The sequence below is a fragment of the Prescottella sp. R16 genome, from assembly GCF_030656875.1.
Taxonomy (GTDB): Bacteria; Actinomycetota; Actinomycetes; order Mycobacteriales; family Mycobacteriaceae; genus Prescottella.
The window spans coordinates 1,022,431-1,048,313 of sequence record NZ_CP130943.1 but is presented as its reverse complement, the minus strand read 5'-3'; the positions used below and the strand labels follow the sequence as shown (position 1 = coordinate 1,048,313).

Below are 25,883 nucleotides of genomic sequence, written 5' to 3'. Positions count from 1 at the left end.
AGTACTCATCGCCCCACGAAGGCCTCCGACAGTTCCCACAACGCGGCCGCGGTCTCCGGGTCGACGGCGTGCTCGGCGGCCCGATCGATCCGACAGTCCGCGAGGTAGGCGCCGCTCCGGGCCGCGAGTTCCGGCGCGGTGGCCGCCCACACCGAGGTGGCGGCGGCCTGCGGGATCGACTTCAGATCGGTCAACAGTCCCGGTTTGCCGGCACTCATCCGCTTCATCTCGGCGAAGTCGTCCCGGCTCATGTGCCGGGACAGGCCGGTCGCGCACACTCCAGGATGCACCGCGAAGGCATGGATTCCCTTGCTGTCGTAGCGGTTCCGCAGCTCGTCCGTCGCCAGGACGTTGGCCGACTTGGACTGCGCGTACGCGACGAACTTGTCGTAGGGGCGGTTCAGGAAGTTCGGGTCGGCCAGGTCGACGGCGTGCGCACGATGCGCGTCCGACGATACCGCCACCACCCGGGACGCCGTCCCGGACCGGTCCGCTGCCGCCTGCAGGTTCGGTAGCAGCAGGGTGGTGAGCAGGAAGTGCCCGAGGTGGTTGGTGCCGAACTGCAGCTCGAACCCGTCTGCGGTGCGGGCGAACGGCGTGTACATCACGCCTGCGTTGTTGATCTGCAGGTCGACGGGGCGGGTCCCGAGCCGCTCGGCTGCATCCCGGATGCTCGACAGGTCGGCCAGATCGAGGGCGACGGTCGTCGGTGCGGCGTCCGGGATCTCCCCACGGATCCGCTCCGCGACCGCGGCGGCCGCTGTCTCGTCACGGGCCGCGAGGATCACCGTCGCGCCGGCTGCGGCGAGAGCGCGGGCGGTCTCGCCACCGAGTCCGCTGGTCACCCCGGTCACCAGCGCGGTCCGACCGGCCAGGTCGACGCCGTCCAGCACGTCGGAGGCCGTCGTCTCGGGCCCGAAGTCGTTCACTCCCATGGAAGCTCTCTCCAATCTGTCGATATCCGTGCCGCCCACCGCGGGTCGCGGCGGTCGACGAACGCTCGCACCCCCTCGGCCGCATCGGCCGTCCCCATGACGCGGTGGTGCAGTTCGGTCTCGTGGTCACCGACCTGTTCCGGGGTGAACCCGTGCCGGAGCGTGGCCCACAGCAACCGCTTGCTCAGCGCCACCGACATCGGGGCGGTGTGGACCGCGATGTCCCGCGCCGTGGCCAGCGCCGCGGGCAGCACCTCGTCGGCCGGCAGGCAGCGGCTCGCGATACCCAGGCGCACCGCCTCGGCACCGTCGAACGTACGGCCGGTGAGGAGGATGTCGGCGGCCGCCGCGCTACCTGTCGCTTGCGGAACGGTCCAGTGCGACAGGGCATCCGGGACGACACCCCGACGTACCTGTGGAATCGCATACTTGGCGTCGGCCGCCACGATGCGGATGTCGGCCTGCATCGCCAAGGTCAGTCCGATACCGATCGCGTGACCGTTCACCGCCGCGATCACCGGCTTGCGCAGATCGAACGCGGGCGGATTCACCGGCGATGCCGAGAACTCCGTGTCCGTGGGCGCCGCGAACGCGTCGGCGCCCGCCGTGAGGTCGGCTCCGGCGCAGAAGGCCGGCGGGGTGCCGGTGAGCACCAGGACCCGGACGTCGTCGTCCTCGTCGAGCTGCCGGTAGAGCTCCCCGAGCCGGCGTCCCGTCTCGCCTGTGAACGCGTTGCGCTGCCGGGGTCGGTCGAGGGTGAGGACCGCGACGCCGTCGGCGATCTCGAGCCGCACCGGTGTCACGACGCGAGCGCCTTCACGGACGCCACGAGCTCCGCGATGTGCTTCTCCCGCACCGGATATCCGGGGAAATAGCAGCACACCCGGTCGGCGTGGGAACCGAACCGGGCGACGATCTCGGCCGCGCACTCCTCGGGGGTGCCGTGCACCGCCAGGGTGGCGAGCATCGTGTCGTCGATCAGCTCCGTCATCGCCGCGACCTGCCCCTGTTTGGACAGGACGTTCAGTTCCGGCTGCAGACCTTCCCACCCCTCGACCTCGAGGACGGGCCGGTAGGCGGGCGTCGACCCGTAGAACGCGAGGAGCGCGCGCACCCCGCGCGACGCCGCGTCGAGTTCCTCGGCGGTACGTCCGACACCGACGATCACCTGGGGGTGGATCGTCAGGTCCGCGGCCGTCCGGCCGGCGCGGTCGAGTCCGTCCTCGATCGCCGGCAGTGTCCGTTCCCGGAAGTGCCGGACGCTGTTGAACGGCATCACGAGCAGCCCGTCGGCCACCTCGGCGGCCGTCCGGGTCATGACCGGACCGAGGGCACCCAGGAGGACCGGTGGTGGCCCGTACGGGTTGGGACCGGGGTCGAACGTCGGCGGCAGCAACGTGTGCGTCGTGAACTCGCCCTCGAACCGCAGACGCGATCCGCCTTCCCACGCATCGAAGATCGCCTTGACCGCCAGTACGGTCTCCCGCATCCGCGCCGCCGGCCGCGACCACTGCGCCCCGTACCGTTTCTCGATGTGCGGACGGATCTGGGAGCCCAGCCCCAGCCGGAACCGGCCCCGACTCAGGGTCTGCAGATCGTAGGCGGTGTGCGCGAGATGCATCGGGCTGCGCGGCAACGCGATCGCGACGTTCGTCATCAGGTCGACGTCGGTCGTCGCGGCGGCAGACACCAGCGGCAGGAACACGTCGTGCGCGCCCTCGAACGTGAACAGTCCGTCCACGCCGAGCGCGGCAAGTTCCTGTGCCCGCTGTGCGGCATGCTCCGGCCGCCCGTCGAGTTGGACGTCCACCTTCACGATCGTTCCCCTTCCGTCGGCGGCCGCCGGTCGCGGCAGACCCGGATCGGGTTCCCGATCATTACACGGCAAGCGACACGGCGTGTTCGCCCGTCCCGGACAGTGGGGATAATCGGCAGGTGACTGCCACCCTGCGAATCTCCGGCCTCTCCGCGTCCCGCGGCGACCGCACCCTCTTCTCCGATCTCGACCTGACGGTCGCCCCCGGCGACGTGATCGGACTGGTCGGCGCGAACGGGGCCGGCAAGTCGACACTGCTCACCGCCCTCGCGGGCAGCGGTGACGCCGACATCGACGGCACCGTCACGCTCAGCCCACCGGATGCGACCGTCGGCTATCTCGCGCAGGAACCCGACCGGATCCCCGGCGAAACCGTCCTCGGGTTCCTCGGTCGGCGCACCGGTGTCGCGGCCGCGGAGGAGTCGATGAACGCGGCCGCCGAATCCCTCGCCGACGGCGGCGAGGACCTCTACTCCCCCGCCCTCGACCGGTGGCTCGCTCTCGGTGGCGCCGACCTCACCGAACGTGCCGCACAGGTCCTCGCCGACCTCGGTCTGGACGTCACCGGCGACGCATTGATGACGGACCTGTCCGGCGGGCAGGCGGCCCGCGCCGGGCTGGCGTCGCTACTGCTGTCCCGCTACGACGTGCTGCTACTCGACGAACCCACCAACGACCTCGACCTGCCCGGCCTCGAACAGCTCGAACAGTTCGTCGACGACACCCGCACCGCCCTCGTCGTGGTGAGCCACGACCGGGAGTTCCTGGCCCGCACCGTGACCGGGATCGTGGAACTCGACATCGCGCAGCAGCAGATCGCCGTGTACGACGGCGGCTACGAGGCCTATCTCGTCGAACGGGAGGTGGCCCGTCGGCACGCCCGCGAGGAGTACGACGAGTACGCCGGGAACCTGTCCGCCCTGCAGGATCGCGCTCAGATGCAACGCAACTGGCTCGAGCACGGCGTCCGCAACGTCCGCCGCAAAGCCAAGGGCGGCGACTCGGACAAGATGGGACGCAAGGCCCGCGCCGAATCCACCGAGAAGCAGGCCGCGAAGGCCCGCCAGACGCAGCGCCGCATCGAACGGCTCGAGGTGGTCGAGGAACCGCGCAAGGAGTGGGAACTGCGTATGGAGATCGCTCCCGCACCCCGCAGCGGATCTGTCGTCGCCACCCTGAGCGGTGCTGTGGTGCATCGTGATTCGTTCACGTTCGGCCCGGTGAGCGCCCAGATCGACTGGGGCGACCGGATCCTCGTCACCGGACCCAACGGCTCCGGGAAGTCCACCCTGCTGAAGGTCCTCCTCGGCAAGATCACCCCCGACACGGGCACCGCGACCCTCGGATCGGGTGTCGCCGTCGGTGAGATCGATCAGGCGCGTGGGCTTTTCGAAGGCGACGAGATCCTCGCCGATGCGTTCGCCGCGCAGGTCCCCGACTGGCCCGACGCCGACGTCCGCACCCTGCTCGCCAAGTACGGACTCAAGGGCCACCACGTGCTGCGGCCCGCATCGTCCCTGTCCCCCGGCGAACGCACCCGCGCCGCCCTCGCCCTGTTGCAGGCCCGCGGCGTCAACCTCCTCGTCCTCGACGAGCCCACCAACCATCTCGACCTGCCGGCCATCGAACAGCTCGAGCAGGCCATGGAGTCGTTCACCGGCACCCTGCTGCTCGTCACCCACGACCGCCGCATGCTGGGCACCATGCGCCACACCCGGCACTGGCAGATGGAGGACGGGCAGCTGCACTGCCTGTGAGCCTTTTCGGTAGCTGCTGCCACCGAAAAGGCGCACAGCCGACTACCCCAGCACCCCCTGCCCCACGTACTCGCCGGCACGGACTCCGGGTGGAATCGCGAACACGGCCGAGCCGATGGGGGTGGACCAGCGGTTGAACATGTCGCCGTCGGCGAGTCGCTGCTGCACCGGCAGGTACTGGCGGGTGACGTCGGCCTGGTAGGTGGTGAAGATCAGGCCGGAGTCGGAGATACCGGTGCCGTCGGGATGTTCGTCGTAGTTGTAGCCGCGACGCAGGAACCGCTCGTCCACGGCCATGGGCCGGGCCCGTGCGATGTGCGAGAACTCGGGGATGATCGGCAACCCGCCGGCGTTGACGGCACCGAAATCCGGTGCGTCGAACTCGGATTCGCCGGTGAGTGGCGCACCGGTGGACTGGCGGCGGCCCATGACCTCGTCGCGAACGGGGGTGTCGAGTTCGTCCCAGCCGTCGAGGTCGAGGTGGATACGGCGGATCACGATCGACGTGCCGCCGGCCATCCAGGGCTGTTCGGCGCCGTCGTTCCACACGACCCGGTCGAAGTCGTCGGTCCCGGCTTCCGGGTTGATCGTGCCGTCGACCTGCCCCATGAGGTTGCGCATCGTGGTGCCGGCGGGCTCGCTGCCGTGGGCCCGCCGGAAGCCGCGCTGCAGCCAGCGGACGGTGGCGGTCCCGTGGGACGCCTTGAGCAGCACCCGCAGGGTGTGCGCGATCGTGACGGGGTCGTCGGAGCCGACCTGCAGCAGGAGGTCGCCGTCGCTCCAACGGGGTTCGAGCCGGTCGATCTCGAACGGCGGCAGCGGGGCGCACCACGACGGCCGCCGGTCCTCGATCCCGGCGACCCGGAACACACCGGGCCCGAATCCGACGGTGACGGTGAGCCGGGCGGGCACGACGGCCAGGTCCGGTTCGGTGTCGGCGAGCGCACCCCGGCCCGCGGTGAGGCGGGCGGCGTCGTCGGTCCACACCCGCATGAGCCGGACGAGCGCGGCCCGATCGACACCGGGCCGCAGGTCGAGGCCGACGAACGTGGTGTGCGCGGGCGGCGGCGTCGCGATCCCCGCCTGATGTTCCCCGTGGAACGGGACGGTCTCGGGCACCGGCTCGGCCTGGGCGGTGCGCCCGGAGAGCACCCCGGCGCCGAGGCCGAGCCCGGCGCCGCCGACCGCGGCGGCGCCGAACCCGAACAGTTGACGACGGCTCAGGTCAGCCATCGTGCGACTCGCCGTGCGTGCCGTAGTCCTCGCGGGCACCGGTGAAGTCGCGGACCTGAGAGGTGAACTCGGTGGTGGCGCCGTCGGCGAACTCGAACGTGAACGTCACGTCGGTACCGGCCTGCACGGGTGCGGGCAGGTCGAACAGCATGATGTGGTCGCCGCCGGGCGCGAGTTCGTAGCTGTCGTGGGCGGCGACGGTGACACCGCCGTCCTTCTCCCGCATCTTCATCTGGCCGGTGCCGTCGGGGGCCATCTCGTGCAGTTCGACGCGCGGCGACGCGGTCGTGGTCACCGAGGTGAGAGTGACGGCGTCGTCGGAGTCGTTGACGATGGTGCCGAACATCGCGGTGACGCCGCCGTCGGCGGCCTTGACCCACGAGTCCTGCAACGAGATCGACGACGTGTCGGTGGCGGCGGGGTCGGTGTCGCTGCTGCAGCCGGTGAGAGCGAGAACGGCTGCGGCGGCTGCGGCGCCGACGGCGAGGACGCGGGTACGGGTGAACAGTGTGCTGTGCGTGGCCATGTGTGTTGCCTTTCGAGGCAGGAAGGGACGCGCGTCGACGGCATCGGGGCCGGACGCGGCGTGAGGGAAGCAGGTTTCAGGCGGTGACGGGCGGGCCGCGGCGCGCGATCGAGTCGACGGCGACGACGGCGACGTGCGGGCGCACGTCCGTGACCACGTGCGGCCGGTCCGGCTCGAGCCGGACCGGAAGGGCCGCGAACAGTCGCGGGAGGATGCGGTGCAGTGCGGCGAGGGCGTGCGGCCCGATCCGTTCGGTGACGGCGATGAGCGTCGCGCACACGACGACGGCGACACCGTGCGCGAGCAGCATCGGAGTGCTCGTGTGCGATCCGGTGTGTGCGCCGTGTGATTCACCGAGCGCGAGGACGGCGTGCGAGAGCACCTGGCCGACGGCCAGGACCGGGACGAGCGCGGCGGGGCGGGTGGTGAGTGCGGGGACGACGGCGACGACCGCGGCGAGCACCGCGGCGACTCCGCCGAGCATCAGCAGCGTCGCCCCGTGCGGGAGGCCACCGCCGGCCAGTCCGTGTGCCCCGATTCCGAGGGCGACGACGGATCCGCCGACGGCGAGGCCACGCACGTGTCGTGCAAGCTCCTCACCTGGGGCGGACCGCATGACCAGAGGTTACTACAGGGCGTCGTATGCACATGTCGCCGACCGTCCCGGACCGTCGGACGAATTGACATTTTGTTGGGTTTTCCCAACACTTCGATATATGAGTCCGGTGCGCCGGGGGCCCGATCTCCCCATCTTCAATCGCATCGCCGTGCTGCGCGCGGAACGGAAGATGAGCCGCGCCCGGCTCGCCGAACTGGTCGGGGTGAACCCCCAGACCGTCGGCGCCCTCGAACGCGGCGACCACTACCCCAGCCTCGATCTCGCATTGCGGATCTGCGCCGTCTTCGACCTGCCCGTCGAGGCGGTGTTCGCCCGCACCGAGTTCGGGCCGCTGAGCACCGAGCTGTACCGATCCGACCGCGACCCGACGAGGTGACGACCGTGCCCGACACCACAGTTCTCGAGCGGTACCAGAACTTCCGCACCCGACGCTTCCTCCGCAACGAGGAGCGGTACCGGCACTGGCTGCCACGCTGGCGGACCCGGCGACGACGGCGCCTGCTCGTCGTGGTGCTCGCGGTGATCCTGACGTGCATGGCCGCCGTGGGCGGGGTGTGCCTGGTGGACATGACCGCCGGCGCACTGCTGTGGGTGCCCGCCGTCGCGGTGTTCCTCGTCACGTGGACGACGTTGCAGATCGTGTCCGGCCGGCAGGGCGATGCGCCCCGTGACGCCCTCGACGAGTGGGAACTCCAGCAACGCGACAGCGCCCGGTCGATCGGGTTGACCGTCACCCAGGTGCTGACGTTCCTGCCCGCGGCGGTCCTGGTAGTCACGGGCAGCCGCGTCGGTGCGGTCGTGGACACCAGGTTCCTCTACGCTGCAGGGCTTTTCGTCCTCACCACCCTCATCGTCGGCGCCTGCACACCCGCGATGATCCTCGCCTGGACTCGCCCCGACCCCGAAACAGACGACCGACAGGAGACGGAATGACCGGTCAAACCCTCACATTCGACGGCATCGCGAAACGCTACGGTGACGTCGTCGCGCTCGAGAGCCTGAGTTTCGAAGTCCGCCCCGGCGAGATCTTCGGCTTCGTCGGCAGCAACGGCGCCGGCAAGACGACGACGATGCGGATCGCGCTCGGTGTGCTTGCCGCCGACAGCGGTGAGGTGCGACTCGGTGGCCGGCCCGTCGATCTCGAGGTGCGCCGCTCGATCGGCTACATGCCCGAGGAACGCGGCCTGTACCCGAAGATGAAGGTGGGTGATCAGCTCACCTATTTCGCCGAGCTGCACGGGCTGCCCCGCCGTGAGGCCGCCGACGCCACCCGGCGATGGACGGAGCGCCTCGGCATCGCCGATCGGGTGAAGGACACCGTCGACGCCCTGAGCCTGGGCAACCAGCAGCGGGTGCAGCTCGCGGCCGCGCTGGTGCACGATCCCGCGGTCCTCATCCTCGACGAGCCGTTCTCCGGACTCGACCCGGTGGCCGTCGACGTCATGAGCGAGGTTCTCGTGGAGAAGGCGAACACCGGTGTGCCCGTGATCTTCTCGAGTCACCAACTGGATCTGGTGCAGCGGCTGTGCGATCGTGTCGGCATCATCGCGAAGGGCCGGATGACCTCGATCGGCACCGTCGACGAGCTCCGTGGCGGCGGCGCCGTCCTGCTCGAGGTACACGCCCCCGCCGCACCGTCGGGGTGGGCCGACCACCTGTTCGGGGTGACGGTTCTCAGCCACGACGCCGGCCGCACGGTGCTGTCGCTCGGCGACGGCGCCGACGACCAGGCCGTGCTGCACGCCGCACTGAAGACCGGACCCGTCCACGAGTTCGCGGTCCGCAAACCGTCCCTGACCGAACTGTTCCGAGAGGTGGTGTCCGCATGAACGACCGGACCGGCCTGAGCCCGGCCCGCGCGATCGCCCTCGTCGCGCGCCGCGAATTCCTGACCCAGGTGCGCAAGAAGAGTTTCCTGATCAGCAACGCGATCGTGCTGATCGCGATCGTCGGCGGTCTCGTCGCCGCGTCGATCTTCTCCGGCAGCGACGACGAATCCCGGTCGACGGTGGGCCTGGTCGGCGACCAGACGCTGAGTGCGGCACTCGTCGCCACCGGGGACGCTGCCGGCAACCCCGTCGAGGTCGTCGAGATCGCCGACGAGCAGACCGCCCGCACCCGTGTCGAGGACGGCGATCTCGACGTCGCGCTGGTGCCGGGCACGGACGGCAGCGCCACCGCGATCACGAAGTCGGACATCGGGACCGGGCTGCGGGTGGTACTCGACGGCGCCGTCGCGGCGCAGGCACAGACCACCGCGCTCGCCGAGCAGGGCGTCGACGCCGGGCAGCTGGCCGCGGACACCTCCACGGCCGTCGTCACCGTCGACCCGATCGATCCGCCGGACCCCGAGAAGGGGCAGCGGATCGCACTGTCCATGGCCGTCGTGGTGCTGCTGTACATGCAGATCCTGGCGTTCGGCATGTACGTCGCGATGGGTGTCGTCGAGGAGAAGTCGTCCCGTGTGGTGGAGTTGCTGCTCTCGACGCTGCGCCCGCTGCAGCTGTTGTGGGGCAAGGTGATCGGGATCGGTGCGGTCGGCTTGGCCCAGTTGACGGCATACGGTGTCGTCGGGGTCGGCACCGGTGTCGCGACCGGCGTCCTCACGTTGGGCGGTACCGCGTGGGGCACGCTCGCCGGAACCCTCGGCTGGTTCGTCCTCGGGTTCGCATTCTTCGCGGTGCTCTACGCGGCCACCGGATCGATGGTGTCGCGCCAGGAGGACGTGAACTCCACCGCGATGCCGCTGACCATCCTGATCATGGCGATGTTCTTCGCGTCGTTCAGTGCGGTGCAGAGCCCGGACGGCACCCTGTCGAACGTGCTCAGCTGGATTCCGCCGTTCTCCGCGATCCTCATGCCGCTGCGGATCGCCGCGGGGGTCGCGAGCGGAGCGCAGATCGCCGGAACCATCGTCCTGATGATCGTCGTCACCGGAGGCATGTCGGCGATCGCAGCCCGCATCTACCAGCGGTCGATCCTGCGGATCGGCAAGACCGTGTCGTGGCGCGAGGCGCTGTCCCGGTAATCCGAGACAGGTAGCATCGGCGACCCACGAGAGGAAGGAAACATCATGCCCCGCACCAGGATTTCGGCTCGGGACCTGATCTCGAGAGTGTTCGACACCGGCAGTTTCGTCTCGTGGGACGCCGCACCGGTCGACGTCGGCCCCGACGAGCGGTACCGCGCCGAACTCGACGCGGCGGCCGCGAAGTCGGGGGCCGACGAGTCCGTCGTCACCGGCACCGCGCTGCTCGGCGGTCGCCCGGTCGCGGTGATCGCATGCGAGTTCGCGTTCCTCGCCGGCTCGATCGGTGTCGCCGCCGCCGAACGGATCACCGCCGCGATCGAGCGGGCCACCGCGGAGGGACTGCCGCTGCTGGCGTCACCGACGTCCGGTGGCACCCGCATGCAGGAGGGCACCGTCGCGTTCGTGCAGATGGTGAAGATCGCCGCAGCGGTGGCCGCGCACAAGGCGGCGCACCTGCCGTACCTGGTGTACCTGCGGGATCCCACGACCGGCGGCGTGTTCGCGTCGTGGGGGTCGCTGGGGCACGTGACGATCGCCGAACCGGGCGCGCTCGTCGGTTTCCTCGGCCCACGCGTCTACCGGGCGCTGTACGGCGTGGAGTTCCCGGCCGGTGTGCAGACCTCGGAGAACCTGTACCGCAACGGGGTCATCGACGGGGTCGCGTCCGTCGACCAGCTCCGCAATCTCGTCGACCGGGCCCTGCACGTCCTCGTCGATCCCGCCGACGATTCCGCGCCGGCCCCCGCGGACAGTGCGGACGACGTCCCGGACGTCCCGGCATGGCAGTCGGTGATGGTGTCACGGCACGAGGACCGACCCGGCGTGCGGGAACTGGTGCGGCACGCCGCGTCCACCGCCGTTCCACTGAGCGGCACCGGTCAGGGGGAGGTCGATTCGACGGTTCTGTTGTCGCTCACCAGGTTCGGCGGTCAGCCGTGTGTGCTGTTCGGCCAGGACCGGGCCGGACAGTCCGCGCAGACGACGATGGGTCCGGGCGCGCTGCGCGAGGCCCGGCGGGGTATGCGGATGGCCGCCGAGTTGCGGCTGCCGCTCGTGCTGGTGATCGACACGCTCGGTGCGGCCCTGTCGCAGGAGGCCGAGGAGCGCGGCATGGCACCCGAGATCGCGCGCTGCATCTCGGATCTGGTGACGCTGCGCACCCCGACGGTGTCGGTGCTGCTCGGACAGGGCACCGGGGGCGGCGCGCTCGCACTGCTGCCCGCCGACCGGGTCCTGGCCGCACAGAACGGCTGGCTGGCACCGTTGCCGCCGGAGGGCGCCAGCGCGATCGTGCACCGTGACACCGCGCACGCCCCGCAGATGGCGGCGGCGCAGGGCATCCGGTCGGCCGATCTGCTGCGCGACGGCATCGTCGACGCCGTCATCCCCGAGCACCCCGACGCGGCTGTCGAGCCGGTCGATTTCTCGCGCCGGGTCGGCGCCGCGATCGGGCGGGAACTGGCCGCGCTGCGTCCCCTGCCCGGGGACGACCGTCTCGGTGCTCGGCTCGCGCGGTACCGGACACTGGGGCTGCCGTCGTAGTGACTGCCCGGTAACTTCCGGGTGTCCGTTCGTCGACCGTTCGATGCCGTCGGGCGCAGAATCCGCGCGCCCGGACTGCACCTCGGGTGTGGCGGACCCCACGTCCCCTAGGGTGTCAGGTGCATCACAGATGCGCGGTAAGCACCCGAGAGGACACGAATCGATGAGCACCGCCGAGCAGTCGACCAGCGCATACGCCGCCGCTTTCCGGGAGAGCGTGGAGGACCCGGACGCCTTCTGGCTCGCGGCCGCCGAGTCCGTCGAGTGGGACACCGCGCCGACGCGTGCCCTCGACGACTCGAACGCCCCGATGTACCGGTGGTTCCCGGACGCTCGACTCAACACGTGTGTCAACGCGCTCGATCGGCACGTGCGCGACGGGCGCGGCGATCAGGCGGCGCTGATCTGGGATTCGGCGATGGTTCCCGGTAAGCGGACGTACACGTACGCGGAGTTGCTCGCCGAGGTCGCCCGGTTCGCGGGCGTGCTCGCCGAGCAGGGTGTCGTCGCCGGGGACCGGGTGGTGATCTACATGCCGATGATCCCGGAGGCCGCGATCGCGATGCTCGCGTGCGCCCGGATCGGTGCGGTGCACTCGGTGGTGTTCGGTGGTTTCGCCGCGAAGGAACTCGCCACCCGCATCGACGACGCGCAGCCGGTGGTGCTGGTGACCACCTCGGGTGGTCTCGAGCCGGGGCGCACGATCGAGTACCTGCCGATGGTCGATCAGGCCCTGGGCATGTCGGCGCATCCGCCGCACACGGTGATCGTGAAGAACCGCGACGCGGTGCCCGGCAGCGCCGCCGACTACCGCGACCGCGGGTCGGCGTGGTTCGACTGGGACGAGCTGGCGGCCGACGCCTCCGACGCCGCCCCGGTGCCGGTGGCCGCCACCGATCCGCTGTACATCCTGTACACCTCGGGCACCACCGGGAAACCCAAGGGCGTCGTCCGTGACAACGGCGGCCACGCCGTCGCGCTGACGTGGTCGATGCGCAACATCTACGACATCGGCCCCGACCGGGTGTGGTGGACGGCGTCGGACGTCGGCTGGGTCGTGGGCCACTCGTACATCGTGTACGCACCGTTGTTCGTCGGGGCGACCACCGTCATGTACGAGGGCAAGCCGGTCGGCACCCCGGACGCGGGCGCGTTCTGGCGGATCATCCAGGAACACAACGTCTCCGCCCTGTTCACGGCCCCGACCGCGATCCGCGCGATCCGCAAGGCCGACCCGGAGGCCGCCGAACTCGACAAGTACGACATCTCGTCGATGGTGACCCTGTTCGCCGCCGGTGAGCGCCTCGACCCCGACACGTACGTGTGGGCGTCGGAGAAGCTCGGTGTCCCGGTGATCGACCACTGGTGGCAGACCGAGACCGGCTGGGCGATCTGCGCCAACCTGCGCGGACTCGATCCGATGCCGGTCAAGCCCGGATCCCCCACCGTCGCCGTCCCCGGCTACCGCGTCGACATCGTCGACGCCGAGGGCGCCCGAGTTCCGGCGGGCACCGAGGGCAACATCGTGATCGGCCTGCCGTTGCCTCCCGGCACCCTGGCCGGCCTGTGGCGCGACGAGGAACGCTACGTGCGTTCCTACCTGTCGACGTTCGACGGCTACTACCTCACCGGCGACTCCGGCTACATCGACGAGGACGGCTACGTGTTCGTCCTGGGCCGCAGCGACGACGTCATCAACGTGGCCGGGCACCGGCTGTCGACGGGCAGCATGGAGGCGATCGTGGCATCGCATCCGGCGGTCGCCGAGTGCGCGGTGATCGGTATCCACGACGCCCTCAAGGGCCAGCGGCCCAGCGGCTACGTGGTCCTCAAGGCCGGCACCGACATCGACGAGGACACGCTCCGCAAGGAATTGATCGCGATGGTCCGTGAGCAGATCGGCGCGGTCGCCACGTTCCGCGACGTCACCGTCGTCCAAGCGCTGCCGAAGACCCGCTCGGGCAAGATCCTGCGCAAGACGATGCGCCAGATCGCCGACAACGACGAGTACACGGTGCCGTCGACGATCGAGGACCCGTCGGTCCTCGACGATCTCGAGAAGGTCATGCGCGGCTGAGTCGAACCTCCCGATACGTAAAGACCCCGCATCCGAACGATGCGGGGTCTTTCGCATTCCGGACGATATCCACAAAACTGATATTTCGCCGAATTTTCCCAAACGCCCAATTAATTTAAACGGACATACCTGCTGGTCAACGACATTTTCGACGTTGACTGTCACAGCACGGTCACGGTATGTTCACGGCAGCACGTCAGCGGGACGTGAACAGAACACCAGCCGAATACCATCTGCAGACCGCCGAAGAGTCAACAGTTCCACAATTCGGTCTCATTTCTTCACAGCATCCCGAGGGGGAGAATTGTCCGCCGTCGCCACCCCGTCCGCGCACGCCCTGATCCGTGATCTCGTCGCGAACAGCGAACGCCGCCACTACCTCCACGACCCCGAGGGCATCGAACTGTCGAACCAGGCGGCCCTCATGCGGGAGGTCGTCGTCACGGTGCAGGCCTGCCTGGCGGCGGACCTGGACGCCACCCGCACCGCCGAACGCGACGCCCGCGCGGAGGACCTGTTCTGGGCGGACGGCCCCGGCCTGCGCCTGACCGCGGCGATCGCGCAGTACGACGAACTGCTCGAGACGCTGCTCGACATCGCCGGCATGCTCGAACACGGCCGCACCACCACGACGTGGACCCTGCTCGGGTCCGCCGCCGAGCGACTGCGCATCCTGCTCGACCTCGAATCGCCGGACGGCCCCGAGACCGCCCGCCAGGTGGCCCTCGCATCGGCCCGGGCCCGGAATCGGCTGACCGCCGCCGCATCGGACGACTACCTCGACCTCGAGCTTCCGGATGCCTTCGTTCCGTCGGACTCCCCTGCCGCGCAGCAGATTCCGCAGGCGCCGACGCGCCCCGACGACCAGCTCGCCGAGGCCGCGGCACTGATCGACCTCGTCGCGGTCGGCGCCGCCACGTGCCGTGACGGCGGACCGTTCGGCGTGCTGTCACTGCACGGTCCCGGCGCCGCCGGCTACGACCACCTCGCCACGATCGGTGGCTACCAGTTCCACCTCGTGCTCGACCTCATCCGAGCCGCCACCGATTCCCTGTGCGCGACCGCCGGACTGCTCACCGGCGAATCGGTGTGGGCGCAGTGGTCCGACGATGTCCGGTCCGCGGTCGAATTCGCCTGGGACTGCATCTGATTCGTCAGACCCGCACCGGAAGCGGATCGACCAGGACGCAGCGGGCACCCGAGAAGATCGTCGGCATGCACTTGTTGCAGTGGATGCACAGCGACCTGGTGCGGGACTCGTCCCGGATCCGGTCGACCAGATCGGGTTCGCGCAGCAGCGCCCGCGCCATCGCGACGAACTCGAACCCCTCCGCCATCGCGGTGTCCATGCCGGCCTTGTCGGTGACGCCGCCGAGCAGCACCAGCGGCATCTTCACGGCCGCACGGATCTGCCGGGCCTGCTCGAGCATGAACAGCGGCTCGTACGGGTAGGCCTTGATGAACGCCTTCCCCACCATCTGCACGCCGAGTTTGACCGGCTGCGGCATCGCGTTCGCGAAGTCACGAACAGGGGCGTCCCCCTTGAACAGATACATGGGGTTGAGCAGCGAACTGCCCATCGTCAACTCGAGGGCGTCGAGGCTGCCGTCGGCCTCGAGCCACTGCGCCACCTGGATCGCCTCGTCCAGCCAGAAGCCGCCGGGCACACCGTCGTCCATGTTGAGTTTGGCGAGGATCGCGATCCGGTCGCCGACGGCCTCACGGACGGCGCGCGCCGTCTCCCGCACGATCCGCGCCCGGTTCTCCAGCGATCCGCCGTAGTTGTCCTTGCGCTTGTTCAGCTTGGGGCTCAGGAACGAGCTCGCAAAATAGTTGTGCCCGAAATGGATCTCGACGGCGTCGAAGCCGCCCTCGATCGCGAACCGGGCAGCGTCGGCATGCGCCTGCGTGATCCGCGCGATGTCGGACGCCGTGGCCGCATGGATCTTCTTCATGCTGAGCGGGCTGAACGACGTCGACGGCGCCAGGGCCGGCAGCCGGTTCGACTTCTCGTTCGCGACGGGACCTGCATGCCCGATCTGCGCGGACGCCGCCGCGCCCTCGGCGTGGATCGCGTCGGTGAGCTTGCGGAGCCCGGGCACCACCTCGGGGCGCATCCACAGCTGGCCGCGCTCCGTGCGCCCCTCGGGCTGGACCGCGCAGTACGCGACCGTCGTCATCCCCACTCCGCCGGCGGCGGGGCGGCGATGAAACTCGATCAGGTCGTCGGTGACGAGCGCGTCCGGGGTGCGCCCCTCGAACGTCGCGGACTTGATGATGCGGTTGCGCAACGTGATCGGGCCGAGCTGGGCCGGGGCGAACACATCGGGAGGAGTCTGGGACACCGGGCATCCTTTCCGTCGAAGAATGCCCGAGGCTATACCGATGCCACTGGCATCGGAAGTGTCCGGCCCACGAAGTGGGACGGCACTCAGTCCGCGGCCGACTGCACCGAGATACCCAGATAGACCAGAGCGAACACGAAGACGAACCAACCGGCGCCCTGCCAGATCGGCCAGACGCCGCCCCGCCGCCACGCCCGATACGCCTGCACGAACAACCCGATGCCGCCGAGTAGGAGCACCGCGGACGGGGCGATCACGATCGCGACGTGGCTCGCCCCCACCGCCAGCAGGACGACCAGGATCACCGCCGCCACGGCGATCACACCGGCCACCGCCACCACCGCAGCCCGGAACCCGCGCGGGTCCGACCACCGTTTCTCGACATCACGTGTCACCGGGCACTCCCTTCTCTGCGGCTGTGCCCGAACTACCCGGAACCGGGTCCGGATAAACCCGCGCCCTACTGCTCCACGGCGTCGTCCGCAGTGTCTGCGCTGTCTGTGTTGCCCGTGTTCCGGCGGCGCACGACTCGCACCGCCACCACGACGAACGCCACCAGCACCAGGGACAGCAGCACCGTGGCGTCGGACAACGTCCGCGCCCACTCCCCCAACGTGACCTGGAGGGAGAACTGATCGTCGACGCCCATCGCACCACCGAGATTCGCGGTGCCGTCGGTGACCAGGAACAGCACACCGATCGCGACGAACAGCAGACCCGACACCAGCGACGTGGTGTGGGTGCGCACCCGGCCGAGGGTGATCTCCCGACCCCGCAGCCACCGACGGCTCCCCAGGTCGAAGCGGTCCCACAGCAGCGCCAGCAGGAACAGCGGAATCGTCATGCCCAGCGCGTACACGGCCATGAGCACGCCGCCGTACGCGGCGCCGCCGCCGGCGATCGCGATGGTCAGGACACTGCCGAGGAGCGGGCCCGAACAGAAACCGGCGAACCCGTACACCGCGCCGAGCGCGAACACCGACAGGGAGCCGGAGATCCGGATCGATCCGGTGGCCCGCTGCGCGGGCGCGAACGTGAACCCGCGACCGAACACCGTCGCGACACCGAGCGCCACGATCACGAGCCCACTGACGGTCGTCACCGTCGAACGGTATTGCGTCAGCAGCGATCCCATCGCTCCGAGCCCGGCACCGAGTGGCACGAGCACGGTCGCGAGTCCGCCGTAGAACACGGCGGTGCGCGCGGCGAGCCGACCCGCGCCGTCGAACGCGTACGCGAAGAACGACGGCAGCAGCAACGCCGAGCACGGACTCACCAGCGAGAGCAACCCACCCAGGAGCGCCCCGAGCAGTCCGATGTCGGTCACGGTTACCGCCCGGCTGCCGTCTCGATCGTGTCGACGAACACGTCGAGCGGCTGTGCACCCAGCACCGGGTACCCGTTGATCACGAACGCCGGAGTGCTCGACACGCCCAGCATCTTCGCTTCGAGCAGGTCCGAACCGACGGCCCGGTCGAAGTCGGCGCCGGCGGCGTCCCGATCGAAACGCTCCAGATCCGGGACACCCGCCTGCTCCGCGAAACCGCGCAGGGCCGCGGCGTCGAACTCGGGATGCCCCCGGTCGGGGGCCGCGGCGTACAGAGCGGAGTTGAACTCCCAGAACTTGCCTTGCGCGGCGGCCGCACGGCCGGCGACCGCGGCGGCCCGCGACTGGTCCCCGAACAGCGGTAGGTCACGCCACTCGATCCGCAGTTGCCCCGAGTCCACGTACCGCTCGACGAGCTGCGGTTCGGTGTCGCGGCTGAACTTCGCACAGAACGGGCAGCGGTAGTCGGAGAACACCACCATGGTGACGGGCGCGTCGACCGCGCCGCGGGCCAGCGGGTCGCCGTCGATCCGTCGGGACAGATCACCGACCGGACCGAAACCGGGCGCACTGCCCTCGGCCGCGGCAGCGGCTTCCGGCGGACGATCCTCGGAACGCACCCGGTCCATCACGAGATAGCCCACCAACAACAGCGCGACTGCCCCGAGGACACCCAACAGCCATACATCGCGTCCGACTCCGAGCACCTTGCCGCGCGCTGCCATACGTCCTCCAACTCCCGAAGGTGTCCGATCCGCCTCTATTGCCATCCGCGATAGTACATACAACTACTATCTTCCTTAGTAGTTGATCCGCACCGACAGGACGGGAGTCCCCTCGATGACCGACACGCCCCGGTGGAGGAGCACCTCGGTACGCGCCCTGGCAGCCGGCCTGGTCACCCTGATCGTGGTGGGTGTACCGACGGACGTCATCGACACGCCGTGGTTCGGTCGCGAAATTCCGGTGCGCTGGTGGGAGTATCCGGTTCTCGCCGCAACCGCGATTCTCACGGCGCTGTGGTTCGGCATCCGGGTCGACTCCCCGACCGATCGGCCGACCGGCCCGATGGCCGCGGTCACGCTCGCCGTGTTCGCGGTCGGCTGCCCGGTGTGCAACAAGATCGTCCTGCTGACGATCGGCACGAGCGGAGCCCTCGGTTTCTGGGCACCGCTCCAGCCGATCATCGCGGTGGGATCGCTCGCACTGTTGACGACCGCGCTGATCCTGCGGCGACGGCGGAGCCTGTGCGGGCCCGCCTGTGCTGCGCCCGCACCGGACGCGACGACGACTCAGCCGCCGAACACGGCGCAGAAGAGGGCCAGCGCCGCGACGACGACCGAGGTCGACGCCAGTACCGGCAGCACGGACACGGTGACCGCAACCGGGTAGTGCAGGGCCTGCGCACCGGAACGAGGAACCTGCACCGCCGACAACCACGCCATCCGATCTGCGGCCAGTCCGGTCCCCGACACCGACAGCGCGGCGGGACGCGCATCACGGCCTGCGGCCGCGCTGTGCCCGAGTGCAGCACACACCGCGCCCGATCCGCACGACACCGCAGCCTGCCGATCCGCCGACAATTCGACGAGCACACGAGTCCACGTCGCGCCCCGGTACGCCAACGGCACCCCCGGGAGCGCTGCGCGCAGCGCGTCGGACCAGGCGACGAGCAGATGGTGCCGGCCCGTCAGATGTGCGCGTTCGTGTGCCAGGACCGCGGCGCGCGCATCCGGGTCGAGCGCCGCCACCGCCGTCCCCAGCACGATCGCCGGACTCCGGCCACCGATGCTGTAGGCGGCGAAGTCCGCTCCGCCGAGGCGGAACACACCTTCCCCGTCTGTCGCGGACGGACCTGCAATCAGGCGCAACGCCGAGGCGTGCGATTCGGTGAGCCGACGATGCCGCAGCAATCTCCGCGCGACGACGAGCACTGTCCGCGCCGTTACCGCCAGGCCGACCGTGCACAGCACCGCCTCGACTGCGGCAAGCCAGGGCAGGGCTCCGGTTTCCCGCAGTGATTGCATGCACGTCAGCGTCGCCGCCGGTAACACGTGCCATCGTCCGCCGGGGCGCACCCAGAGCACAACGGGAATCGCGGCGACGACGCCGACGAACACGCACTGCGAGGTCACCCAGGCAGCGAGCGCGATGCGTGGATGCCGATGCGGTGCCGCGAGGCGACCGAGCCATCGTGGTGCGATCACGGCGAGAACGGCGGCGGCGACCGCCAGTGCCAGACCCGCGATCATCGGGCTTCGTCCCGGCGACGCTGGGCTCGGCGCGCGGCGCGGCGCAGGATCCGCGACTCGTCGTCCGAGGCGGAACTCGCGAAGTGCAACATGACCTGTTCGGCGTCACCGCTGGCGTCGAGTACCTGACGTACCAGTTCGGCCGCGGTCTCCTCACGGCTGCGGGCCGCCCGGTACCGGTAGGCGCGGCCGACGCGTTCCCGCGAGACCATGCCCTTGGTGTGCAGGTTGTCGAGCACCGTCATCACGGTGGTGTACGCCAACGGCCGCGGTGGCTCCAGCCGGTCCATCACGTCCCGCACGCGAGCGGGGTCGTCGAGGTTCCACAGCACGTTCATCACTGCGCTCTCGAGGTCACCCAGACCGATCACGCGGCGGCTCCTGCGATCGCCGGTCCTGGAGCTGCACGCAGCTGCAGGTGGATCTCGTCCGCGCGGGGACCGGTCGATCGGGACATGTCGCCAGTACAGGCCCTTCCGAATCACACGTCAAGTTTCGGAGCGAGGTTCGTTCTCCGATATCGCGCCGGTCACCTGCGCTCCGGTCGACCGGCGAGCAGGTGTAGATGGCAGCCGTCGTCGATCGCGAGACTAATATCGCCGTAGTGCCCGATTGCCCTGCCCACTACGACGCAGCCGACGTTCCGATCGCGCGTTCCGAGCACCCGCGGACGGAGAACTGAGAAGATGCGCGGAACCGCGCCCGCCGACGGGCACAATGCTCGGGTGACCGCCATCGCGACCGTTCTCGTCGTGGACGACGATCCGGATGTGCTCGCCTCCCTCGAGCGCGGACTCCGACTGTCCGGGTTCGACGTGCTCACCGCGGGTGACGGCGCGGCCGCCCTCCAGGTCGTCGACGCCGCCGCACCCGACGTCGTGGTGCTCGACATGAACATGCCCGTCCTCGACGGGACCGGGGTGGTCACCGCGCTCCGGGAACGGGGCAACGAGATCCCGATCTGCGTGCTCAGTGCGCGCAGCTCGGTCGACGACCGCATCGCCGGCCTCGAATCCGGCGCCGACGACTACCTCGTCAAACCGTTCGTCCTCGCCGAACTCGTGGCCCGGATCCGAGCGATGCTGCGCCGCCGCTCGACACCGGACACCACACCCGCCGCGACCGGTGAGCAGATCGTGGTCGGCCCGCTGTCCATCGACGTCGCCGGCCGTCGAGTCCACCTCGGCGGCACCGAAATCGGCCTCACCAAAAGGGAATTCGAGCTCGTCGAGGTCCTGGCCCGCAACGCCGGCGTGGTGCTGAGCCGAGAACGCCTCCTGGAACTGGTGTGGGGGTACGACTTCGCCGCCGACACCAACGTCGTCGACGTGTTCGTCGGCTACCTGCGCCGCAAGTTCGAGGCCGACGGCACCCCCCGCCTCGTGCACACCGTCCGCGGTGTGGGTTTCGTCGTGCGGGAACCCACATGATGCGACCACACTCGCTGCGGGCCCGGGTCGCCGCCGCGACCGCGCTCGGCGCCACCATCGTCGTCGCCGCGGTCGGCGTCTACCTGGCCCTCGCGATCGCCCGCAACAACCTCCAGCAGCTCGACCAGCGACTCGAGACCGCATCCCGCGTCCTGATCGTCAATGCCGGCGCAGCAGCACCGTTCCTCAACGTCCTCGGGGACGCGGGTGCGTTCGCCGTGACGATCCGCTCCGGCGACGACGTCGTCGCCAGTACGTCGAGCCGGCTCCCCGACCTCGACACCGGATCCCACACCGTCGACGTGGCCGGCACCCCGTTCCGCGCGTTCACCGCCCCCGTCGCGCCGGGGTCGTCGCAACTGCTGTCGGTGGCGGTGCCGCTCGCGGAGGCCAAGGACCCCACCGTCGACCAACAGCAGCAGGTCGCGCTCGTCGGCGTCCTCGCGATCGTCGCGGCCAGTGGCCTCGGCTGGATCTTCGGCGGTCACGCGGTCCGTCCCCTCGTCGAGCTGACCCGGCGGGTCACCCGCCGCGACCGCGATCTGGCCCCCGCCGCCTCCGGGGTCCGGGAGGCCGACGCGCTCGCCGGCGCCGTCGAGGCGATGCTGCAGGACGTCTCCGACGCCCAGGCCCGCACCGCCGCCGCCCTCGAGACGGCCCGCGACTTCGCGGCGGCGTCCGCGCACGAACTGCGCACCCCGCTGACCGCGATGCGCACCGACCTCGAGGTCGTCACCACCCTCGACCTGTCCGACGAGCAGCGCCGCGAGATCCTCACCGACATCGCCCGCACCCAGGGCCGGCTCGAGGCCACCCTCACTGCGCTCGAACGACTGGCGTCCGGGGAACTGTCGAGCGAGAGCGACCACGTCGACGTCGACCTGTCGGACCTGTGCGACCTGGCGGCGGCCGACGCACAACGCCTCCACCCCGGGCTGTCGGTGACCGTCGACGCCCCACCCGGGACGACGGTCCGCGGCCTACCGGCCGGGCTGCGGCTCGCGATCGACAACGCGATCACCAACGCCGTCCGGCACGGCCGCGCCCACACCGTCGCGATCGGCGCCCACCGCGGCAGGGACGGCGTCGTCACCGTGACCGTCGACGACGACGGCGTCGGCATCCCCGAGCACGAACGCGCCGACGTGTTCGAACGCTTCCGGCGCGGCAGCGGTGCCGCCCGCACCGGATCCGGGCTGGGGCTCGCCCTGGTGGCGCAGCAGGCCCACCTGCACGGTGGCAGGGCCCGCTTCGAGACCAGCCCGCTCGGCGGCGCGCGGTTGGTGGTGACCCTTGAAAGTTGACGGACGGGACATCCCGGTCACCGGAAGCCTGCTGCAGCCGCTGGCCCGACGCACCAGCGACATCCTGCGGGTGGTGTTCGCGCTCGTGTGTCTCGGCGCGGTCATCGGCGGATCGGTGATCACCCGCAGCGAATGGGACGCCCTCGAAACCTCGGTGTCCGACATCGTCGGCATCCTGTCCCCGGGCGTCTCGGACACCGTGTACCTGCTGTACGGCATCGCGATCCTGGCACTGCCGTTCGCGATCCTCATCCAGCTCGTCGTCGGACGCCGATGGAAACTGCTCGCCGGCTACGCGGCCGCCGCACTCATCGCCGGGATCGCCCTGTCGATCAGCGGGTCCGGGTTCGCCGCCCCGCAATGGCATCTCGACGTGTCCGACCGCGTCGACACGTTCCTGTCGCAGTTCCTCGACGACCCCCGCTGGATCGCGATGCTCGCCGCCGTCCTGACCGTGTCGGGGCCGTGGCTGCCGAAACGCTGGCGACGACTGTGGTGGGCGCTGCTGCTGCTGTTCGCACCGATCCACCTGGTGGTCAGCTCGATCGTGCCGGCCCGGTCGATGCTGGGCCTGGCCGTCGGCTACCTCGTGGGTGCGGTCATCGTCCTCGTCGTGGGCACCCCGGCCCTCGAGGTGCCGCTCGACTCCGCGGTCGAGGCCCTGCAACGGCTGGGGCATCGTGTCACCGCCTTCCGGGTGATCGCCCCCGCCGGCAGCGGTCCCCTCGTCCTCGGCGCCGACCGCGACGGCGAACCCGAGACGATCGTCGAGTTGTACGGCCAGAACCAGCGCAGCCGCGGCGCGCTCCGCCAGTTCGCGAACTGGCTGACGCTGCGCAGCAGTGAGAGCACCCCCGCACACGCGTCCTTCGCCCGTGCCGTCGAGCACCGGGCCCTGATGGGGATCGCCGTCGCCGACGCCCACCGTGCCGCGTCCAAACCGATCGCGGTCAGCGCACTCGACCGCGGCTGGCAGCTGATCGTGCGCCCCGTCTCCCGCGGCGTCCCGATCACCGCCCTCGCCCCCGCCGACCCCGAGCCCCGCGAACGCCTGCTCGTGATGTTGTGGGCGGCGCTCGACGATCTCCACGACCGCCAGATCACGCACGGCAACCTCTGCGCGTCGGAGATCCGGATCGACGACGATCGGGCCCTGTTCGACGGCTTCGCGTACGCCGAACTCGGCGGATCCGAGGCCCAGATCCAGTCCGACACCGCGCAACTCCTGCTCACGACGGCGGCCCTGTTCGGTGTCGAACCGGCCGTGGACGCGGCCCTCGCCGCCCGCGGACGCGACCGGATCCTGGCGGCGTCCGGCCGGCTGACGAAGTCCGCGATGCCGGCGCGGCTGCGCAAACCGATCCCCGACTCCGCCGCCCTGCTGGGCCGGATCCGTGACGAGGTGAGCCGCCGCACCGACATCGACAAGATCGCCCCCGAACAGGTCACCCGGTTCACCCGTAACCAGATCATCCAGCTCGTCCTGCTCATCGGCCTGGTGTACGTCGCCTACCCGTTCATCAGCCAGGTACCGACCTTCCTCACCGAATTGAAGAGCGCCAACTGGTGGTGGGCGCTGGCCGGTCTGATCGTCTCCGCCCTCACCTATGTCGGGGCCGCGGCCGCCCTGTGGGCGTGCGCGTCCGAACTCGTCCGCTACCGGCACCTGGTGGTGATGCAGGTGGCCAACACGTTCGCGGCCACCACCACCCCGGCCGGCGTCGGCGGCCTCGCACTGAGCGTGCGGTTCCTGCAGAAGGGCGGACTCGGCACGGTCCGGGCGACGGCAGCCGTCGCCCTGCAGCAGACGGTGCAGGTGGTCACCCACATCGCACTGCTGGTCTTCTTCAGCGTCGCCGCCGGCCGCGACGCCGACCTGTCGCACTTCGTGCCCCGCGGCACGATGCTCTACCTCATCGCCGGTATCGCCCTCGGCGCCGTCGGCACGTTCATGTTCATTCCCAAGGCCCGCCGCTGGCTGCGCACCGAGGTACGGCCACAGCTGACCGAGGTGATGGCGTCCCTGGCCCAGCTGGCCCGCAGCCCCGGCCGCTTCCTGCTGATCGTGCTCGGCAGCGCCGGCACCACCCTCGGCGCCGCCCTGGCCCTGTGGGCGAGCGTCGAAGCGTTCGGCGGCGGCACCACGTTCGTGACCGTGACCATCGTGACGATGATCGGCGGCACCCTCGCCTCCGCCGCCCCCACCCCCGGCGGCGTCGGCGCCGTCGAAGCCGCCCTCATCGGCGGCCTGACCGCGTTCGGGCTGCCCGTGGGCATCGCGGTACCGTCGGTGCTGCTCTACCGGGTGCTCACATGCTGGCTGCCCGTGTTCTGCGGGTGGCCGACTTTGCGCTGGTTACAGAAAAACGACATGGTCTGACGGTTTATGACCGATAATTCGGGAACGTCTCGAGAATTTTCGGCCAACCGGTAGCAAAACGAGACGTACACCCGATAGCTGAAGTGATATACACACGATCGACTCCGGGGGGCGCGGCCGCGTCCCCCGGCCGACCGCCCGAAGGTGAGAAAGCATGCGCGTTACCAAGAAGTCCCGCCGGCTCACAGCGTTGATCGGCGCCACGACGGCGACGGTCGCCGCACTGCCCGTCTTCATGGGGGCCGGTGTGGCTTCTGCGGACGCAGCCGATGCCACCCAGGTCAATGCCACCAAGGCGTCGAACGGTGGCACCACGCTGGTGTCCGCGACGTCGACCGGCACCAACAAGCTGCGCCTCGTCGTCCACTCCGAGTCGATGAACCGCAACATCCCGCTCGACGTCGTCCGCCCGGCCGACACGTCCAAGCCGGCTCCCACCCTGTACCTGCTCAACGGTGCCGGCGGCGGCGAGGACTCCGCGTCGTGGCAGCGTCAGGCCAACATCGGTGAGTTCTTCAAGGACAAGCACGTCAACGTCGTCACCCCGATGGAGGGCGCGTTCACGTACTACACCGACTGGCAGCAGGCCGAGGACGCACTGCACGGCATCAACAAGTGGGAGACGTTCCTGACCCAGGAACTCCCCCCGGTCATCGACAAGGCCCTGAACACCACCGAGGTCAACTCGCTCGCCGGCATCTCCACCTCGGGCACGTCGGTGTTCAACCTCGCGCTCGCCAACAAGGACCTGTACAAGTCCGTCGGCGCGTACAGCGGCTGCGCCGACACCGCCACCCCGGTGGGCCAGACCTACATCCAGATCGTCATCGCCGCCCGCGGCGACGCCGACGTCGAGAAGATGTGGGGCCCGATCGGCAGCGACGACTGGATCGCGCACGATCCGATCATCAACATCGATCAGCTCAAGGGCGGCCCCAAGCTGTACGTGTCCAACGCGTCCGGCCTGCCGGGCCCGCACGACACCCTCGACAGCCAGGGCATCAACGGCAACATGGCGACCCTGGCCAACCAGGTGGTCGTCGGCGGCATCATCGAGGCCGCGACCAACGAGTGCACGCACCGCCTCGCCGACGCCGTCAACCGTGCCGGCATGCAGGACCAGGCCCAGTTCGTGTTCAAGCCGGCCGGCACCCACTCGTGGGGCTACTGGCGTGACGACCTGCGCGACTCGTGGCCGATGCTCTCCCAGTCGATGGGCATCCCCGAGACGGGTCTCCCGCAGTAACCGCACCCGCTGAACGACTCGGGCCCCGCACCGAAAGGTGCGGGGCCCGAGTTCTTTTCGTTC

The 25,883-nt window shown here is 69.9% G+C and carries 25 protein-coding genes; 13 read left to right on the top strand and 12 right to left on the bottom strand.

The genetic code is table 11. The features are described 5' to 3' along the window. Positions 1-5: 5 nt before the first annotated feature. Genes Q5696_RS04880 through Q5696_RS04870 form a run of 3 tightly spaced genes read right to left on the bottom strand, consistent with a single transcriptional unit; the run spans position 6 to position 2,751 of the window. Positions 6-935, bottom strand: coding sequence for an SDR family NAD(P)-dependent oxidoreductase (locus Q5696_RS04880; RefSeq protein WP_305094085.1), 930 nt, complete (start codon positions 933-935; stop codon positions 6-8). Continuing rightward, positions 926-1,738, bottom strand: coding sequence for an enoyl-CoA hydratase/isomerase family protein (locus Q5696_RS04875; RefSeq protein ID WP_305094084.1), 813 nt, complete (start codon positions 1,736-1,738; stop codon positions 926-928). Before Q5696_RS04875 ends, Q5696_RS04880 begins: the two co-directional genes overlap by 10 nt. Further along, positions 1,735-2,751 (bottom strand): TIGR03617 family F420-dependent LLM class oxidoreductase, encoded by a 1,017-nt coding sequence (locus tag Q5696_RS04870; protein WP_305094083.1) that lies wholly within the window; start codon positions 2,749-2,751, stop codon positions 1,735-1,737. The genes Q5696_RS04875 and Q5696_RS04870 overlap by 4 nt, the downstream gene beginning before the upstream one ends. A gap of 119 nt (positions 2,752-2,870) precedes the next feature. Between Q5696_RS04870 and Q5696_RS04865 the strand changes: the two genes are divergently transcribed. After that, positions 2,871-4,508 (top strand): ABC-F family ATP-binding cassette domain-containing protein, encoded by a 1,638-nt coding sequence (locus Q5696_RS04865; RefSeq protein WP_305094082.1) that lies wholly within the window; start codon positions 2,871-2,873, stop codon positions 4,506-4,508. Positions 4,509-4,550: 42 nt separating this feature from the next. On the opposite strand, the gene Q5696_RS04860 is transcribed toward Q5696_RS04865, so the two are convergent. From Q5696_RS04860 to Q5696_RS04850, 3 genes are all read right to left on the bottom strand, one after another. Then, a complete protein-coding gene (locus Q5696_RS04860) occupies positions 4,551-5,741 on the bottom strand; it encodes a Dyp-type peroxidase (protein ID WP_305094081.1) in 1,191 nt (396 codons plus the stop codon). After that, positions 5,734-6,267 (bottom strand): copper chaperone PCu(A)C, encoded by a 534-nt coding sequence (locus Q5696_RS04855; protein ID WP_305094080.1) that lies wholly within the window; start codon positions 6,265-6,267, stop codon positions 5,734-5,736. Before Q5696_RS04855 ends, Q5696_RS04860 begins: the two co-directional genes overlap by 8 nt. Positions 6,268-6,343: 76 nt before the next feature. Beyond that, complete coding sequence (locus Q5696_RS04850) at positions 6,344-6,883, bottom strand: hypothetical protein (RefSeq protein WP_305094079.1); 540 nt, start codon at positions 6,881-6,883, stop codon at positions 6,344-6,346. A gap of 100 nt (positions 6,884-6,983) precedes the next feature. On the opposite strand from Q5696_RS04850, the gene Q5696_RS04845 reads away from it, so the two are divergent. The 7 genes from Q5696_RS04845 to Q5696_RS04815 all read left to right on the top strand — a co-directional run bounded on the left by Q5696_RS04845 (position 6,984) and on the right by Q5696_RS04815 (position 14,686). Beyond that, positions 6,984-7,262 (top strand): helix-turn-helix transcriptional regulator, encoded by a 279-nt coding sequence (locus Q5696_RS04845; RefSeq protein ID WP_305094078.1) that lies wholly within the window; start codon positions 6,984-6,986, stop codon positions 7,260-7,262. 5 nt (positions 7,263-7,267) lie between these two features. Next, complete coding sequence (locus Q5696_RS04840) at positions 7,268-7,819, top strand: hypothetical protein (protein WP_305094077.1); 552 nt, start codon at positions 7,268-7,270, stop codon at positions 7,817-7,819. Next, positions 7,816-8,715 carry an ABC transporter ATP-binding protein gene (locus tag Q5696_RS04835; protein ID WP_305094076.1) on the top strand — a complete coding sequence of 300 codons (900 nt, stop codon included), beginning with the start codon at positions 7,816-7,818 and terminating at the stop codon, positions 8,713-8,715. Before Q5696_RS04840 ends, Q5696_RS04835 begins: the two co-directional genes overlap by 4 nt. Further along, complete coding sequence (locus Q5696_RS04830; protein ID WP_305094075.1) at positions 8,712-9,914, top strand: ABC transporter permease; 1,203 nt, start codon at positions 8,712-8,714, stop codon at positions 9,912-9,914. Before Q5696_RS04835 ends, Q5696_RS04830 begins: the two co-directional genes overlap by 4 nt. 45 nt (positions 9,915-9,959) lie before the next feature. Further along, positions 9,960-11,459, top strand: coding sequence for an acetyl-coenzyme A carboxylase carboxyl transferase subunits beta/alpha (locus Q5696_RS04825; RefSeq protein ID WP_305094074.1), 1,500 nt, complete (start codon positions 9,960-9,962; stop codon positions 11,457-11,459). Positions 11,460-11,622: 163 nt separating this feature from the next. Next, on the top strand, positions 11,623-13,536 hold the full coding sequence (locus Q5696_RS04820; RefSeq protein WP_305094073.1) for a propionyl-CoA synthetase: 1,914 nt from the start codon (positions 11,623-11,625) through the stop codon (positions 13,534-13,536). 304 nt (positions 13,537-13,840) lie between these two features. Continuing rightward, entirely contained in the window at positions 13,841-14,686 is an 846-nt protein-coding gene (locus Q5696_RS04815; protein WP_305094072.1) for a hypothetical protein, read from the top strand. A gap of 4 nt (positions 14,687-14,690) precedes the next feature. On the opposite strand, the gene Q5696_RS04810 is transcribed toward Q5696_RS04815, so the two are convergent. The 4 genes from Q5696_RS04810 to Q5696_RS04795 all read right to left on the bottom strand — a co-directional run bounded on the left by Q5696_RS04810 (position 14,691) and on the right by Q5696_RS04795 (position 17,933). Beyond that, the gene (locus Q5696_RS04810; protein ID WP_305094071.1) at positions 14,691-15,881 is read right to left on the bottom strand and encodes an NADH:flavin oxidoreductase; all 1,191 of its coding nucleotides are present in this window, start codon (positions 15,879-15,881) and stop codon (positions 14,691-14,693) included. Between the two features lie 86 nt (positions 15,882-15,967). Continuing rightward, complete coding sequence (locus Q5696_RS04805; RefSeq protein WP_305094070.1) at positions 15,968-16,276, bottom strand: hypothetical protein; 309 nt, start codon at positions 16,274-16,276, stop codon at positions 15,968-15,970. Positions 16,277-16,341: 65 nt separating this feature from the next. Then, positions 16,342-17,208 carry a cytochrome c biogenesis CcdA family protein gene (locus Q5696_RS04800; protein WP_305094069.1) on the bottom strand — a complete coding sequence of 289 codons (867 nt, stop codon included), beginning with the start codon at positions 17,206-17,208 and terminating at the stop codon, positions 16,342-16,344. A 2-nt stretch (positions 17,209-17,210) separates the two neighbouring features. Continuing rightward, positions 17,211-17,933: a DsbA family protein gene (locus Q5696_RS04795; RefSeq protein ID WP_305094068.1), complete on the bottom strand. Its 723-nt coding sequence runs from the start codon at positions 17,931-17,933 to the stop codon at positions 17,211-17,213. 115 nt (positions 17,934-18,048) lie between these two features. Between Q5696_RS04795 and Q5696_RS04790 the strand changes: the two genes are divergently transcribed. Beyond that, positions 18,049-18,600 carry a hypothetical protein gene (locus tag Q5696_RS04790; RefSeq protein WP_305094067.1) on the top strand — a complete coding sequence of 184 codons (552 nt, stop codon included), beginning with the start codon at positions 18,049-18,051 and terminating at the stop codon, positions 18,598-18,600. On the opposite strand, the gene Q5696_RS04785 is transcribed toward Q5696_RS04790, so the two are convergent. Beyond that, a complete protein-coding gene (locus Q5696_RS04785; protein WP_305094066.1) occupies positions 18,501-19,460 on the bottom strand; it encodes a M56 family metallopeptidase in 960 nt (319 codons plus the stop codon). The genes Q5696_RS04790 and Q5696_RS04785 overlap by 100 nt on opposite strands. After that, positions 19,457-19,828: a BlaI/MecI/CopY family transcriptional regulator gene (locus Q5696_RS04780; RefSeq protein WP_305095138.1), complete on the bottom strand. Its 372-nt coding sequence runs from the start codon at positions 19,826-19,828 to the stop codon at positions 19,457-19,459. Before Q5696_RS04780 ends, Q5696_RS04785 begins: the two co-directional genes overlap by 4 nt. 318 nt (positions 19,829-20,146) lie before the next feature. On the opposite strand from Q5696_RS04780, the gene Q5696_RS04775 reads away from it, so the two are divergent. The 4 genes from Q5696_RS04775 (at position 20,147) to Q5696_RS04760 (ending at position 25,820) form a co-directional block, all read left to right on the top strand. Beyond that, positions 20,147-20,890 carry a response regulator transcription factor gene (locus Q5696_RS04775; RefSeq protein ID WP_305094065.1) on the top strand — a complete coding sequence of 248 codons (744 nt, stop codon included), beginning with the start codon at positions 20,147-20,149 and terminating at the stop codon, positions 20,888-20,890. Then, positions 20,887-22,194 carry a sensor histidine kinase gene (locus Q5696_RS04770; RefSeq protein WP_305094064.1) on the top strand — a complete coding sequence of 436 codons (1,308 nt, stop codon included), beginning with the start codon at positions 20,887-20,889 and terminating at the stop codon, positions 22,192-22,194. Before Q5696_RS04775 ends, Q5696_RS04770 begins: the two co-directional genes overlap by 4 nt. After that, entirely contained in the window at positions 22,184-24,574 is a 2,391-nt protein-coding gene (locus tag Q5696_RS04765; protein WP_305094063.1) for a lysylphosphatidylglycerol synthase transmembrane domain-containing protein, read from the top strand. Before Q5696_RS04770 ends, Q5696_RS04765 begins: the two co-directional genes overlap by 11 nt. 154 nt (positions 24,575-24,728) lie before the next feature. Further along, on the top strand, positions 24,729-25,820 hold the full coding sequence (locus Q5696_RS04760) for an alpha/beta hydrolase (RefSeq protein ID WP_305094062.1): 1,092 nt from the start codon (positions 24,729-24,731) through the stop codon (positions 25,818-25,820). Positions 25,821-25,883 lie beyond the last annotated feature (63 nt).

Excerpts from the sequence above, each read along its gene's own strand:
- Q5696_RS04880 (WP_305094085.1), bottom strand. The coding sequence starts at position 935 with ATGGGAGTGAACGACTTCGGGCCCGAGACGACGGCCTCCGACGTGCTG.
- Q5696_RS04860 (WP_305094081.1), bottom strand. The coding sequence starts at position 5,741 with ATGGCTGACCTGAGCCGTCGTCAACTGTTCGGGTTCGGCGCCGCCGCG.
- Q5696_RS04855 (WP_305094080.1), bottom strand. The coding sequence starts at position 6,267 with ATGGCCACGCACAGCACACTGTTCACCCGTACCCGCGTCCTCGCCGTC.
- Q5696_RS04850 (WP_305094079.1), bottom strand. The coding sequence starts at position 6,883 with ATGCGGTCCGCCCCAGGTGAGGAGCTTGCACGACACGTGCGTGGCCTC.
- Q5696_RS04845 (WP_305094078.1), top strand. The coding sequence starts at position 6,984 with ATGAGTCCGGTGCGCCGGGGGCCCGATCTCCCCATCTTCAATCGCATC.
- Q5696_RS04835 (WP_305094076.1), top strand. The coding sequence starts at position 7,816 with ATGACCGGTCAAACCCTCACATTCGACGGCATCGCGAAACGCTACGGT.
- Q5696_RS04830 (WP_305094075.1), top strand. The coding sequence starts at position 8,712 with ATGAACGACCGGACCGGCCTGAGCCCGGCCCGCGCGATCGCCCTCGTC.
- Q5696_RS04825 (WP_305094074.1), top strand. The coding sequence starts at position 9,960 with ATGCCCCGCACCAGGATTTCGGCTCGGGACCTGATCTCGAGAGTGTTC.
- Q5696_RS04820 (WP_305094073.1), top strand. The coding sequence starts at position 11,623 with ATGAGCACCGCCGAGCAGTCGACCAGCGCATACGCCGCCGCTTTCCGG.
- Q5696_RS04795 (WP_305094068.1), bottom strand. The coding sequence starts at position 17,933 with ATGGCAGCGCGCGGCAAGGTGCTCGGAGTCGGACGCGATGTATGGCTG.
- Q5696_RS04790 (WP_305094067.1), top strand. The coding sequence starts at position 18,049 with ATGACCGACACGCCCCGGTGGAGGAGCACCTCGGTACGCGCCCTGGCA.
- Q5696_RS04785 (WP_305094066.1), bottom strand. The coding sequence starts at position 19,460 with ATGATCGCGGGTCTGGCACTGGCGGTCGCCGCCGCCGTTCTCGCCGTG.
- Q5696_RS04775 (WP_305094065.1), top strand. The coding sequence starts at position 20,147 with ATGCGCGGAACCGCGCCCGCCGACGGGCACAATGCTCGGGTGACCGCC.
- Q5696_RS04770 (WP_305094064.1), top strand. The coding sequence starts at position 20,887 with ATGATGCGACCACACTCGCTGCGGGCCCGGGTCGCCGCCGCGACCGCG.
- Q5696_RS04760 (WP_305094062.1), top strand. The coding sequence starts at position 24,729 with ATGCGCGTTACCAAGAAGTCCCGCCGGCTCACAGCGTTGATCGGCGCC.